This window comes from Candidatus Polarisedimenticolaceae bacterium (assembly GCA_036275915.1).
In the GTDB taxonomy this organism is placed as follows: Bacteria; Acidobacteriota; Polarisedimenticolia; order Polarisedimenticolales; family DASRJG01; genus DASRJG01.
The window spans coordinates 106,297-119,524 of the sequence record DASUCV010000011.1; the positions used below are offsets into that span (position 1 = coordinate 106,297).

Annotated in this window: 11 protein-coding genes; 2 read left to right on the forward strand and 9 right to left on the reverse strand. The window is 69.6% G+C overall.

What is annotated here, in order from left to right; translation table 11 throughout:
* Positions 1-2: 2 nt before the first annotated feature.
* The 9 genes from mraY to VFV19_10095 form a co-directional block, all read right to left on the reverse strand.
* A complete protein-coding gene (gene mraY, locus VFV19_10055; GenBank protein ID HEX4824648.1) occupies positions 3-1,088 on the reverse strand; it encodes a phospho-N-acetylmuramoyl-pentapeptide-transferase in 1,086 nt (361 codons plus the stop codon).
* Positions 1,088-2,479 (reverse strand): UDP-N-acetylmuramoyl-tripeptide--D-alanyl-D-alanine ligase, encoded by a 1,392-nt coding sequence (gene murF, locus VFV19_10060; protein HEX4824649.1) that lies wholly within the window; start codon positions 2,477-2,479, stop codon positions 1,088-1,090. Before murF ends, mraY begins: the two co-directional genes overlap by 1 nt.
* Complete coding sequence (locus VFV19_10065) at positions 2,466-3,965, reverse strand: UDP-N-acetylmuramoyl-L-alanyl-D-glutamate--2,6-diaminopimelate ligase (protein ID HEX4824650.1); 1,500 nt, start codon at positions 3,963-3,965, stop codon at positions 2,466-2,468. Before VFV19_10065 ends, murF begins: the two co-directional genes overlap by 14 nt.
* Entirely contained in the window at positions 3,962-6,040 is a 2,079-nt protein-coding gene (locus VFV19_10070; GenBank protein ID HEX4824651.1) for a penicillin-binding protein, read from the reverse strand. The genes VFV19_10065 and VFV19_10070 overlap by 4 nt, the downstream gene beginning before the upstream one ends.
* A 42-nt stretch (positions 6,041-6,082) precedes the next feature.
* Positions 6,083-6,451: a cell division protein FtsL gene (locus tag VFV19_10075; protein ID HEX4824652.1), complete on the reverse strand. Its 369-nt coding sequence runs from the start codon at positions 6,449-6,451 to the stop codon at positions 6,083-6,085.
* Positions 6,451-7,398 carry a 16S rRNA (cytosine(1402)-N(4))-methyltransferase RsmH gene (gene rsmH, locus VFV19_10080; GenBank protein ID HEX4824653.1) on the reverse strand — a complete coding sequence of 316 codons (948 nt, stop codon included), beginning with the start codon at positions 7,396-7,398 and terminating at the stop codon, positions 6,451-6,453. The genes VFV19_10075 and rsmH overlap by 1 nt, the downstream gene beginning before the upstream one ends.
* 19 nt (positions 7,399-7,417) lie before the next feature.
* A complete protein-coding gene (locus VFV19_10085) occupies positions 7,418-7,858 on the reverse strand; it encodes a hypothetical protein (GenBank protein ID HEX4824654.1) in 441 nt (146 codons plus the stop codon).
* A gap of 243 nt (positions 7,859-8,101) precedes the next feature.
* Positions 8,102-8,452, reverse strand: coding sequence for a hypothetical protein (locus VFV19_10090; protein HEX4824655.1), 351 nt, complete (start codon positions 8,450-8,452; stop codon positions 8,102-8,104).
* Entirely contained in the window at positions 8,445-9,635 is a 1,191-nt protein-coding gene (locus tag VFV19_10095; protein HEX4824656.1) for a tetratricopeptide repeat protein, read from the reverse strand. The genes VFV19_10090 and VFV19_10095 overlap by 8 nt, the downstream gene beginning before the upstream one ends.
* A gap of 223 nt (positions 9,636-9,858) precedes the next feature.
* Between VFV19_10095 and VFV19_10100 the strand changes: the two genes are divergently transcribed.
* Positions 9,859-11,193: an ATP-binding protein gene (locus VFV19_10100; GenBank protein ID HEX4824657.1), complete on the forward strand. Its 1,335-nt coding sequence runs from the start codon at positions 9,859-9,861 to the stop codon at positions 11,191-11,193.
* Positions 11,190-13,226, forward strand: coding sequence for an NAD-dependent DNA ligase LigA (gene ligA / locus VFV19_10105; protein ID HEX4824658.1), 2,037 nt, complete (start codon positions 11,190-11,192; stop codon positions 13,224-13,226). The genes VFV19_10100 and ligA overlap by 4 nt, the downstream gene beginning before the upstream one ends.
* Positions 13,227-13,228: the final 2 nt, after the last annotated feature.

The window sequence follows — 13,228 nt, forward strand, 5'->3', positions numbered from 1 at the left end:
GGCTACCTCAGCTTGAGCGTCGCGAGGCCGAGGAGCGCGAAGATGATGGCGACGATCCAGAAACGGATCACGACCTTCGTCTCGCTCCAGCCCGACAGCTCGAAGTGGTGATGCAGCGGGGACATGAGGAAGATCCGCTTGCCCCGCGATTTGAACGACGCGACCTGAAGGATGACCGACAACGCCTCGAGCACGAAGAGGCCGCCGACGATGACGAGCACGAACTCCTGCTTGATCAAGAGAGCGACCGTCCCGAGCGCGCCTCCGAGCGCCATCGACCCGACGTCGCCCATGAAGACCTCGGCCGGGTGGCCGTTGAACCAGAGGAAGCCGAGCGAGGAGCCGACGAGCGCACCGCAGAAGATCGTCAGCTCCGCGGTGCCCTTGACGTTCGCGATGCCCAGGTAGTCGGCGACGATCGCGTTCCCGGCGGCGTACGCGAGCACCATGAAGGTCGTCGATGCGATCAGGGTCGAGCCGATCGCGAGACCGTCCAATCCGTCGGTCAGGTTCACGGCGTTCGACGCCCCCGTGAGGACGAGCACGACGAAGAGCGGGAACGCAACGCCGAGCATCGGCGAAAACGACTTGAAGAACGGGAAGATGAGGCGCGTCGAGAACACGCCCTCGAGCGACATCCAGTAGAGGAAGAAACCGATCACGAGACCGAGCGCGATCTGGAGCGTGAACTTGCGGCGCGCGGTGAGGCCGAGATTCCTCTTCTTCGCGACCTTCGTGTAGTCGTCCCAGAATCCGATCGCGCCGAACGCGGCCATCGACACGACGGCGATCCACACGAAGACGTTCGTCAGATCGGCCCAGAGGAGCGTCGTCGGCAGGACCGAGGTGAGGATGAGGAGCCCGCCCATCGTCGGCGTGCCGCGCTTGGACTGATGGCTCTTCGGCCCTTCCTCGCGGATCTCCTGGCCGATCTGGAAGAGGCGGAGGCGGCGGATCAGCCACGGCCCGAGGATGAACGAGACGATCATCGCGGTTAGGATCGCCATCGCCGTGCGGAACGTGATGTAACGGAAGACGTTGAACACCCGCAGGCTGGTGTGGAGCGGGTAGAGCAGGTGGTAGAACATCAGGCAGCCTCGCCCTGCCGTGCGACCAGGGCTTCCACCACGAGCTCGAGCTTCACACCCCGCGAGCCCTTGACGACGACGAGATCGCCCGGACGGACGAGCGGCGGCACGAGACGCGCGGCCTGCGCCGCATCGTCGGCGCCCTGAGCGTCGACGCCCGCGCGGCGCGCCGCCTCGACCGCGTGACGCGCGAGCGGGCCCACGCCGACGACGAGCGCGACGCCGGAACGCGCCGCCAGCTCTCCCGACGATCGGTGGAACTCGGGCGCTTCCGGTCCCAGCTCGAGCATGTCGCCCATCACGAGGACGCGGCGGCCCGGCGGCGTGCTGGCGGCGAGCGTCGCGAGGACCGACGCGAGCGCCTCAGGGTTGCTGTTGTAGGTGTCGTCCACGACGATGACGCCGCCCGGCAGATGGGAGAGCCTGCCGCGCCCCGGCGCGGGCTCGACGCGCGCGATCGCCTCGAGCGCGTGGTCGAGCGGCGCGCCGCAGGCGACGAGGACCGCCGCCGCGGCGAAGGCGTCGAGCGCCGCGTGCGATCCGCCGATCTTGAGCGCGATCTCGTACGAGCGGCCCTGGTGGCGGAACGTCACGGTCGCGCCGGGCACGAACCGGTCGGTGAGGCCGGTGAGGACGAGGTCGGCGCTCTCCGACCGGCCGTAAGTGACGCGCGGGCCGGCGTGGCGGGCGGCCTGGACCCGCACGCGCGGATCGTCGAGGTTCACGACGGAGATCGCGTCGTCGCGAAGTACGGCGAACAGCTCGCCCTTCGCCGCGGCGATGTCGTCGATCGAGCTGAAGAACTCGAGGTGGACCGGCCTGACGTTCGTGACCAGTCCGACGTCCGGATCCGCGAGGTGCGCGAGGAACGCGATCTGGCCCGGGCCGTTCATTCCCATCTCGAACACGGCGGCTTCGGCATCGTCGGGGCAGCCGAGCAGCGAGAGGGGGAGGCCGAGCTCGTTGTTGAGATTGCCGGTCGTGCGGTGGACCCGCTGCCCCGCGGCGAGCCCCGCCGCCACGAACTCCTTGGTCGTCGTCTTGCCGGCGCTTCCGGTGATGGCGACGACCGTGGCGCCGACGCGGTGGCGGGCGTAGGCGCCGCAGCGCGCGAGGGCTGCCGTCACATCGTCGACCTGGATCAGCGCTCCGGGAAACGGCCGGCCGCTCTCGGGGACGCGTGAGACGATCGCCGCAGCGGCGCCCGCGCGGGCGGCGTCCCCGAGGAACGCATGGCCGTCGGTCTTGGTGCCGGGGAGCGCGAAAAAGGCCCCGCCGGCCGCCAGCTTGCGCGTGTCGATCGCGTACGACGCGACACGCACGTGTGGATCGCCGGACACGAGGTGTCCGCCGGTCGCCTCGACCAGCTCTTCGACGCTAAGCGTCGGCACGTCGGCCTCCGGCATATCCGAGATCGGCAAGCACGCGGCGCGCCACGTCGCGGTCGTCGAACGGCTCCACGCGGTCGGCGAAGGTCTGGGTCGTCTCGTGGCCCTTCCCCGCGATGACGACGGCGTCGCCGGCCTGCGCCTCGCCGAGCGCGGTCGCGATCGCGCGGGCACGATCGGAGACCGTCGTCACCCGGCTCCTGCCTTCGGAGAGCGCTCCCGCGGCAACGTCCCGCAGGATCGCTTCGGGATCTTCGCTGCGCGGATTGTCGGAGGTCAGGACGACGCGGTCGGCGAGACGCGCCGCGACCCGGCCCATCCCCGGCCGCTTTCCGCGGTCCCGGTCGCCGCCGCATCCGAACACCACCGTGAGCCGGCCGGGCGTGATCGCGCGGACCGCCCGCAAGACCGCGTCGAGCGACTCCTCCGTGTGCGCGTAATCGACGAGCACCGCGAACGGCTGCCCGGAACCGACGGGCTCGAGCCGCCCGGGGACGCGCGCGACCCGAGCGATGCCCGTGGCGACGGCGTCCGGCGGGACCTCGAGCGCGAGGGCGCACGCGGCCGCGGCGGCGGCATTCATGACGTTGAACGGGCCGGGAAGCGGCGTCTCGAGATCCAGCGGGCCCTTCGGCGTCTCGAGGCGGAGCGCGGATCCGTCGAGCCCGGAGCGCTCGGACGAGATCCATACCGCGGCGCCCGGGCTGCGCCCGAAGGTGAGCACGCGCCCTCGCGTCCGGGCGGCGAGGGCGGTGTGCGCCTCGTCGTCGGCCGACAACACCGCCGTATCGCCGACGCGCAGCCTGTCGAACAGGAGCGCCTTCGCCTCGAAGTACGCGGCCGGCGAGCCGTGAAAGTCGAGATGATCCCGGCCGAGATTGAGGAACGCCGCCACCGTGAAGCGCGCTCCGGCGACGCGGTCGAGGACGAGCGCGTGGGACGACACCTCCATCGCCACGAGATCGGTGCCCGCATCGCGCATCGCCGCGAGCAAGCGGTAGAGGTCGGTGGCCTCGGGTGTCGTGCGCTCCGCCGTCGTCTCGCGGCCGCCGTAGGCGACGCCGACGGTCCCGATCCGTCCTGCGCGACGCCCGGCCGCCGCCGCGATCGACTCGACGAGGTAGGTGACGGTCGTCTTGCCCTTCGTGCCGGTGACGCCGACGAGCGTCATCGCCTCGTCGGGCCGGCCGAACCATTCACGAGCGACGAGACCCATGGCGAGCCGCGCCGACGCGACCTCGACCCATTCCGTGCCGATTCCGGGAGGTGCTTTGGATTCGGCGACGATGGCGGCCGCACCGCGCGCGACGGCCTCGCCCGCGTGCCGGACGCCGTCGTCCTTGAGGCCGCGAAGCGCGAAGAAGAGATCGCCCGACGCGACGCGGCGCGAATCCGAGCTCAGTCCCTTCACGGGAGGATCGGAGGACGGCATCGATCGAGGGGTGACCCCGGCTCCGGCCAGGAGCGACGCCAGAGGACGTGGCGTCATCGCGCCCGCCGTGACGTCTTGCGCGCCGCGAGCAGGGTGGGGGCGTCGGTCCCGGAGTCGAGCGGCGCCGGATCCTTCTCGATCGCCTTCGGATCGCCGAGGTGAAGGACGCACGCCTGACCCGCGGCGAGAGGCGTTCCCGCGGCCGGCGTCACGCGCACGACGACGCCGTCGCCCTCGACCCGCGCGCGATAGCCGCGCGCGACGAGCGCCGCGATCGCCTCGCGCGCCGTCTTCCCACGTACGTCGGGCACCTGGCCGGAGGCGGTCTCGACGAGCGCGGGACCGTCGGACTTCTCCTCGTCCTTGCGTTTCGTTCCCTTCTCGGCCTTCGCCTTCTTCTCCGCCGCGGCCTTCAGCTCGTCGCGTCGCGCCTGCCAGGGATCGTCGTCCGGAGGCACGCGCAGGTAAGCGAGGCCGTCCGCGACGATGCGCTCGAAGACGGGAGCGGCCACCTGGCCGCCGTAGAAGAAGCTCCCGCGCGGCGTGTCGAGCACGACGAACGCGCAAAGGCGCGGATCGTTCAGCGGGCCGAATCCACCGAACGACGCGAAGTACTCGTGCTCCGTGTAGCCCCCGCCTCCGGGGAGCACCTTCTTCGCGGTGCCCGTCTTCCCGGCGATGTGATAGCCGGGGATCTTCGCGTTCTCGCCCGTGCCGCGGATGACGACCCCTTCGAGCATGTTCGTCATCGAGGCCGCGGTGCGGGACGAGACAACCCGCCGCGGCTCTGGCGCCTCGACCGGCGTGACCGTGCCGTTCTCGTCGCGGGTCCCGAGGACGATGCGCATGGGATTGAGGACGCCGTCGTTCGCGATCGCGGCGTACGCCTGCACGATCTGGAGAGGCGTCACGTCGATCTCGTAGCCGATGGAGAAGGCGCACGGCGTGTTGAGCGACATCCGGGCGAGCGACGTGATGTTCCCGTTCCGCTCTCCAGGCAGCTCGATGCCGGTCTTGCGGCCGAACCCGAAGTTCACGATCGTCTCGCGCAGGAACTCCTTGGGGACCGTCCTTCCGACCTGCACCATCCCGACGTTCGACGAGTGCTCCAGGATCTCGCGCACCGACAGGACGCCGAACTTGTGGACGTCGGTGTAGGTCTTGCCGGCGACGGTGATCTTCGAACAGTCGAACCGCTGCTCGGGTGTGACGGTGCCGCGCTCGATCGCCGCGGACGCGCTGACGAGCTTGAACGTCGAGCCCGGCTCGTACAGCGATTCGACGGCGCGGTTCCGCCGGCTTTCGTCCGATCCCTTGCCGTAGGACTGAGCGTCGACCGTCGGCCGGTTGGCGAGGGCGAGCACCTGGCCCGTCTTGGGGTCGACGACGATCGCGGTGGCCGCCCGCGCGCCGGTCTCTTCCATGGCGCGGTCCAGCTCGCGCTCGACGATGTGCTGGAGCACGAGGTCGATCGTGAGGACGACGTCCCCGCTGCGCTTGGCCGGAGGGCGCAGCTGCTGGAGGAGCATCGCGCCCTTCGCGTCACGCACGGCGAGGAACTTCGTCGAGTCACCCTGGAGCGCGTCGTCGTATTTCTTCTCGATTCCCGCGGTCCCGTGCTGATCGGTATCGGTGGCCCCGACGATATGCACGCCGAGAGCCCCCTGCGGGTAGAAACGCTTCGGCTCCTCCTGGAAGTCGATCGGGCCGCCGTGGCCGATCTGCGGATCGAGCTCGGCGATCGGCTTCGCCTGCACGGGGTCGATGCGGCGCTTCAGCCAGACGAACGGCTCGTCCGACCGCAGCTGCGTCCGAAGCTCCTGCTCGGGGCGTCCCAGGTAGGGAGCGATGAGGTGCGCGAGCCGGTCGGGATCCTTGATACGCGACGGGTGGGCGTAGAGCGATTGCGTGTTGAGGCTCACGGCCAGCTCGCGGCCGTTCCGGTCGAGGATGGAACCGCGCTGCCCGCCGACCTCGATGACCTGCTCGTGCTGCCGCCGCGCGCGCGCCCGGAGGTGATCCGCCTCGAAGATCTGGAGGGTGACGAGACGCCACGCGATCCCGCACGCGGCGCATCCGAGTACGGCGGCGACGATCACGGCGCGACTGCGGATCGGGTCTTGCTTCCTCACGCTACGGATCCTCGGCTGCCGCGCGCACGGTCACCGTTCCGATCAGCGCGGCCGGGCGGCCGGAAGCTCTCCCGGCGCGACGACGACGACGCGCGAGGGAGACGGATGCTCGAGGCCGAGGTCGCGGACCGCCCGCGACTCCACGGACGGGAGCGATTCGAGCGACGCCTTGTCGATGCGCAGGCGCCGCTCCCGCTCGTCGAGGCGTGCCTCGCTCGCGCGGATGTTCTCGATGGCGTAGCTCGCCTGCACGTAGCTCATCGTCTGCAGGAGGTAGACGATGAACGGGATGCCGGCGACGGCGAGGCCGAGGGCGACCGTCCAAACCCAGCGCGCATGGCGCTTGTCGACCTCGCGGTGGATCGATTGGTTCCGCCAACGGCGGACGTGCTCGGATGCTTGGGGTCCCATCACAACCTCTCGACCACGCGCAGCTTCGCGCTCCGCGCGCGGGGATTCGCCTCGACCTCGGCCTGGCCGGGAACCACCGCGCGGGAGGTGACGATGCGGACGATGTTCTCGCGGCCGCAGCCGCAGACCGGAAGTCCAGGCGGGCAGACGCAACGATCGGCGAGACCGTGCATCGCGCGCTTCACCGCCCGGTCCTCGAGCGAGTGGAACGAGATGACGGCCAGGCGCCCGCCACGCCGGAGGAGCGACACCGCGCCGGCGACGAACGCGGGCAGGTAGGACACCTCCTGGTTCACGGCGATCCGGAGCGCCTGGAACGTGCGCGTCGCCGGGTGGATCCGGAATCGCCGCGCGGCGGGTCCCGCCGTCCGCTCGACCAGGGAGGCCAGCTCACCGGTCGTACGGATCGGCCGTTCCTCACGCGCGCGGACGATCGCACGCGCGATCCTGCCGGCCAGCCGTTCCTCGCCCCACGTCGCGATGAGCTCGCGCAGCTCGCCCTCGCCCAAGCGCGCGACGAGATCGGCGGCGGACGGCTCGCCCGACGCGGGATCGAGGCGCATGTCGAGCGGGCCGTCGGCGGCGAACGAGAATCCGCGGGCCGGATCGTCGAGCTGAGCGGAGGAGATGCCGAGGTCCGCGAGGACGGCATCGACGATCACGACGCCCGAGTCCTGCATGAGAGCGGCGATGTCCCGATGGTGGCCCTGGTGCGCTTCGAATCGCCGTCCGAACCTCGCGAGGCGCCGGTGCGCGAGATCGAGCGCCGCGGGATCGCGATCGATCCCGATGACGCGGCCCTCGGGACCGACCCTCTCGAGCAGGGCCTCGGCGTGGCCGCCCGGCCCCAGCGTCGCGTCGATGACGACGGCACCGGGCACGACCCGGAGCAGCTCGATCGATTCCTCGAGCAGGACGGGCTCGTGGACCCTTTCCGCGTCGTTCATCATCCGCTCGGCAAGCATGTCAAATGCCCAGATCGGCGAGCGTCCCGAGATCGGCATCGCTGAGCGGCTCGGCCGCCAAGCGCTCCTCGAACGCTGCCCGGTTCCAGATTTCCAGGTGATCCTGCTGGCCCAGGACGACGACCTCGCCGCGGACGCCGGCTCGCTCGCGCAGCAACGGGTGAACCAAAATCCGGCCCTGGGCGTCGAGAGGGCACGACTGACCGTAGTAATTCACGGCGTTCTTGAACCGCATGACCGCGGGGTTCATGGACGACGCGTGCGACAGGCGCTCCTCGATGCGCGACCAGACGTCCATCGGATAGACCCGAACGGACTCGCCGCGGAGGCTCGTGACGAAGAAGTCGCTCGAATGCTTGGCGTCGAGCACCGGCCGGAACGTCGAGGGAAGCTTCAGGCGGCCCTTGTCGTCGAGCTTCGCCAGAGCGCTCCCACGCAACATCGCCGCCTCCCGTCCACGGGCTCAGGAGAGAGCGGGCGGTTGCGCGACAGGATTCGCGCGCGCCAGACCTCGCCTCGTCTTTTTCAGCCGCCCGTGGACGATCAGAAGGGGAGGAGGAGGGGCACGTCGGCCCACTTCATTCCACTTCCGACCACCTCGCGGATGATAGGGAGCTAAATGAAGGGTGTCAACGGGTTTTCTGGCAGAATTCGACCAGCCGCTCGGGCGAAAACAGAACGAAAATCAGCGCGAAGGGTTCGGGTCGTCCTGGTACTTCGGCTGGAGACCCTTGAATCCCTTGATCCCGAGCGGATCGACGCCGTCAGGTCCGTCCTGGATTCCCTCGATCGTCGGCTCTTCGGGGAGGACGACGAAGTGCATTCCGCCCAGTCCGAGCAGCGATCCATAGGTCGCGAGCACGCGATGCCAGGCGCGCTGCGTCGCCGGGACGCTCAACATGGGCAGAGGCGCATGAGCTGAGCTTGCCGCGGGCTGGGCGACGGCGTCCGCGCGGCCGATGCCGGCATGAGCCGCACCGCCGGCCGCGACGCCGAGAACGATGACGCAAGAGAGGAACGCGCGACGGTCAAGCATCGCTCCGCCTCCTTTCGACGAACGAATCGAAAGCTTCCACCTCGGGGAATCGGCGCTCGAGGCTCGAACGGAGCACCTTGAGCCGTCCGAAAGCGATCTTTTCCCGTGTCGGGTTCCCCTGATCGATCGCCATCTTCCATTCGTAGTACGCGTTGAAAAACAGGACGTCGGGGTACTTCTCGGGCGAGCCGGCAAGCGCATCGGACTGCCGGAAGCACGCTTGGGCCTGGGTGGGGTCCGAGGCGCGCAGGCACGCTTCGCCCAGATTGCTCCACGCTTGGGCTTCGAGGCGGCGGTGTCCGATCGCCCGCGCTTCGGCCAAGGATGCCCGGAGCAGCCGGATCCCTTCCCTCGTCTTGCCCAAGGCGACGTAGCTGTCGCCGACGTTGATGCGGACGCGCACGGCTTCATGCGGCTCGCCGCAGGTGTCGTAGAGCGTTCCGGCCTCGCGGTACCGCTCGATCGCCTCGAGATGCCGCTGCCGGGAGGCGAGGACGCGCCCGAGGGTGTGGAGCGCACGCGCGGCGAGGATGCTCTGCTCCTCGGTTTTCGCTAATCCGAGAGCCTTTTCAGCCTCGATCTCCGCGAGGAGCAAGTCACCCTGGTCCGCGTGGAGATTCGCCAGATTGAGCAGCGCGCGGGCGCTGATGAGCGTGCTGAGGCCGGGCCCGCCGCGAAGCGCCTGGCGAAGCTCCTGTTCCGCGAGCGCGAGCTTGCCGAGGCGCGAGAGCGCCATGGCGAGATTGACCCGGGTTTGTGCGATGAGCACGTCCCCGCCCTCGGTCGTGCCGTCGTGAAGGCGGTCGAGGGCGAACTCGTAGTACGCGAAAGCCTGGCCGAAGTCGCCGGCCTTCAGCGCGAGATTGCCTTCCGTGACCATGGCGGCCGGATCACCCTCGATCGGCTTCAGTTCTTCATAAGCTTCCAGGTCGACGACGTCGGAGAACGCCTGAACCGAAACGTTGAAGACGCTGGCCAGGACGCGAAGCTTGTCGAACGAGGGATAACAGATCCCCTTTTCATACCGGGAGAGCTGAGAGTTGTCGATTTCGCCGCCTTCGGCCTTGGCGCGCTCCTCGACCCTCCTGAGCGAGTACCCGTACCCAGCCCGGAGCCGCTTCAGGTAGTTCCCGAGGCGCACGCTCCCTTTGAGTGCGTTTTCCGCTTGGGCTTCCATCGCCATGTCCCCTCCGCTCCCCGGCCGCTTTCATCCTGGCGGTGAGCCCCTTGAACGGGTGCTTCGTCGAATCGCCAGAATCTGTCCGCGGACTCCGGTACCACAATGAATTACATCATCGTTTTCGACCCGGCAAGTGGCAGTTCTTTCGGGGGGCCTGGCGTGCGGGGATCTTGCAGCGGCCGGATCCGCGACATCCGAGGGTTCGCCCCCTAGAATGTCGCGACCGATGGCGCAAATCTTCTCTCGCGGACGGGCTTGGATCCCTCCCGGTGGCGGCGAGACGGTCCGGGCCTTCGCCATTTTTGCCGCGCTCTTGGCGGGGCTGGTCTGGACCGCCCACGCGGCCTCCCTCGGCGACGTCCGGCGGCTCGCCGTCCAGATCGAGCTTCAGAAGGGGACGCGGGAGGCGAGACACGTCGCCGATGCCATCGCAGCGCTCGGGCGGGGGCCCACCGGGATCGACTTCTACCGGATCCAGCAAAACCGCCCGATGATCACCGGCTGGATTCAGGACCGTCTCGCTCGGCAGCCCGACTTCAGCTGGGTCGAGATACGGGACCGGTTCCAGATTCCGATCGCGCAGGTGCGCTCGTCCCTCGCGGCCGCCCATGCCGCGACGCTCTCCGCGGAGTACACGCTCGTCGTCGCCGGGATTCCGCAGGGCGATGTGCGGGTCGGCATCTCGACCGACGCGATCGATCGCGACATCGAGCGGCTCCAGCGCTCGCTCCGGAACAAGGTCATCTCGGTCGCCGCAATCGGGGCGATCCTCCTCGTCCTCGGCTTCGCGTACGTCCTCCATCTGATCCGGAAGAACCGCGCGCTCGAGCGCGCGCGTCAATCCACCGCGCGCGCGGCCTTTCGCGGCGTCGTCGGCTCGGGGCTGGCGCACGAGATCCGCAATCCTCTGAACTCGATGAACATGAACCTGCAGATGCTCGAGGAGGAGCTGCAGGGCGTGCCCGGGCTCGAAGGGGGCGAGCACGTCGAGATGCTTCGCTCGATGCAGGGGGAGATCAAGCGGATCAAGAACCTGATCGACAATTTCCTCCAGTACGCCCGCCCGGCGCCCGCGCAGTTCGAGGTCAAGAGCCTGAACGACGCGCTCACGACGATCGCGCGGTTTCTCCAGGCGGACTTCCGCCGGAGCGGGGTCGATCTCGCGCTCGACCTCGAGCCGCTCCTCCCGACCGTGGAGTTCGACGAGGCGCAGATTCGCCAGGCGCTGCTCAACATCCTCGGCAACGCGCGGCAGGTCGTTGCGGAGGGCGGCCACGTGCGCCTCACGTCGCGTGCGGGGTCCGGGGGCGAGGTCCTCGTCGAGGTCGCGGACGACGGTCCGGGAATCCCGCCCGACATGCTCGACCGGATCTTCGAGCCGTTCTTCTCGAAGCGCGCCGGCGGGACCGGTCTGGGCCTGGCGATCGCACGACAGATGATCGAGACCCACGGTGGACGGATCGAGGTCGAGAGCCATCTCGGCCGGGGAACGACCTTCCGGATCCGGCTGCCGCGCCGCCACGATGCCGCCGCGTCCGTCACGCCGGGGCGCGCACGGTGAGCGGGACCCGCCCCGAGGCGGAGAGGCGCGCCGCGGAGCTTCGCGAGCGGATCGCGCACCACCGGCGGAGGTACTACCTCGACGACGCGCCGGAGATCTCCGACGCCGAGTACGACACGCTCGAGCGGGAGCTCCGCGCGATCGAAGCGGCGTTCCCCGACCTCGTGACGGTCGACTCGCCGACGCAGACCGTCGGAGGAGAAGCGGCGCCGTCGCTTCCGCACGCGCCCCATCGCTCTCCGCTCCTGTCCCTCGACAACGTCTACTCGTTGGACGAGCTGAAGGCCTGGGACGATCGCCTGCGCCGGGCCGCCGGCCGGCCGGTCGACGCCTACGTCGTCGAGCCGAAGATCGACGGCCTCTCGATCGCCGTCTGGTACCGGGACGGGCGCCTCGAGCGCGCGCTCACGCGTGGAGACGGTGTGGTCGGTGAGGACGTTTCGGCCAACGTGCGTGCGATCGAGGCCGTGCCCAAGCGCCTCGTCGGCGCCCCGAGCTTCGTCGAGGCGCGCGGTGAGATCTTCTTCCCGCGCGCGTCGTTCCAGGCGCTGAACGCGGCGCGCGCCGAGGCCGGTCTCGCGCCTTTCGCGAATCCGCGGAACGCGGCCGCGGGGACCCTTCGAATGCAGGATGTGAAGGTCACCGCGTCGCGACGCCTCGACGTCTTTTTCTACTTCCTTGCGGGGATCGAAGGGGCTGCGGCCCCGGCGTCGCAGAGCGCTGCGCTCGCGCGGCTCGCGGAGCTGGGTCTTCCCACGAATCCGGAGAACGCGACGCGCAGGACGCTCGAGGAGGTCATCGTACGGATCGGCGAGATCCAGGCGGCGCGCGGCGGCCTCCCGTACGAGATCGACGGCGCCGTCGTGAAGGCCGACGCTCACGACGTCCAGGCGGCCGCCGGCATGACGAGCAAGTTCCCGCGGTGGGCCGTCGCGTTCAAGTACCCGGCCGATCAGGCGGAAACGACGGTGCGCGCGATCACCGTCCACGTCGGCCGGACCGGAGCTCTGACACCGGTCGCCGAGCTGGCGCCGGTCGTGCTCGCGGGAACCACCGTGTCGCGGGCTTCACTCCACAACGAGGACGAGATCGCCCGCAAGGATGTCCGCGTCGGTGACACCGTCGTCATCGAGAAGGCGGGCGAGATCATCCCGCAGGTCCTCCACGTCGTCGTCGAGCGCCGCCCCGAGACCGCCGTGCCGTTCGTCATGCCGAAGGTCTGCCCCGCGTGCGGCTCAGAGGCGGTGCGCGAGGAGGGCGAGGTCGCGAGCCGCTGCACCGGGGTCGCCTGTCCGGCCAAACGTCGCGAGGCGCTCCTCCACTTTGCCTCGCGCACCGGGATGGACATCCAGGGGCTCGGTGACGCGCTCGTCGCCCAGCTCCTCGAGAAGAACCTCGTCGCCGACGTCGCCGATCTCTACGCGCTGCCGGTCGAGACGCTGGCCGGCCTCGAGCGGATGGGGAAGAAGTCGGCCGCGAACGTCATCGCGGAGCTCGACGCGTCGAAGGCGCGGCCGCTGCACCGCCTCCTCTTCGCGCTCGGCATCCGCCACGTCGGCGAGCGTGCCGCGCGCGTGCTCGCGTCGGCCTTCGGCTCGATCGAGGCGCTCGGGAAAGCTTCGGTCGAGGCGCTCGAGGCGACGCGAGAGGTCGGGCCCAAGACCGCCGCCGCGGTCCGTACGTTCTTCGACCAGGAGACGAACCGCGACCTCCTCCGGCGTCTCGGCGAGGCCGGGCTCACGATGGAAGCGGCCCCCGAGGAACGCTCGCCGGCGCTGGCCGAGAGTCCGTTCACAGGCAAGACCGTCGTTCTCACCGGAACGCTGCCGGCGATGGGCCGCGAAGAGGCGAAGGCGCTCGTCGAGTCGCTCGGCGGGCGCGTGGCGGGATCCGTGAGCGCCAAGACCGACATGGTCGTCGCCGGCGAGGACGCCGGCAGCAAGCTCGAGAAGGCGCGTGCCCTGGGCGTCCGCGTCGTCGGCCCGGACGAATTCGCCGAGCTTCTGGCTGCTAGTATCCCCCGGCGGGCATGAGC

Excerpts from the sequence above, each read along its gene's own strand:
- mraY (HEX4824648.1), bottom strand. The coding sequence starts at position 1,088 with ATGTTCTACCACCTGCTCTACCCGCTCCACACCAGCCTGCGGGTGTTC.
- VFV19_10065 (HEX4824650.1), bottom strand. The coding sequence starts at position 3,965 with ATGACGCCACGTCCTCTGGCGTCGCTCCTGGCCGGAGCCGGGGTCACC.
- VFV19_10075 (HEX4824652.1), bottom strand. The coding sequence starts at position 6,451 with ATGGGACCCCAAGCATCCGAGCACGTCCGCCGTTGGCGGAACCAATCG.
- rsmH (HEX4824653.1), bottom strand. The coding sequence starts at position 7,398 with ATGAACGACGCGGAAAGGGTCCACGAGCCCGTCCTGCTCGAGGAATCG.
- VFV19_10085 (HEX4824654.1), bottom strand. The coding sequence starts at position 7,858 with ATGTTGCGTGGGAGCGCTCTGGCGAAGCTCGACGACAAGGGCCGCCTG.
- VFV19_10090 (HEX4824655.1), bottom strand. The coding sequence starts at position 8,452 with ATGCTTGACCGTCGCGCGTTCCTCTCTTGCGTCATCGTTCTCGGCGTC.
- VFV19_10095 (HEX4824656.1), bottom strand. The coding sequence starts at position 9,635 with ATGGCGATGGAAGCCCAAGCGGAAAACGCACTCAAAGGGAGCGTGCGC.
- VFV19_10100 (HEX4824657.1), top strand. The coding sequence starts at position 9,859 with ATGGCGCAAATCTTCTCTCGCGGACGGGCTTGGATCCCTCCCGGTGGC.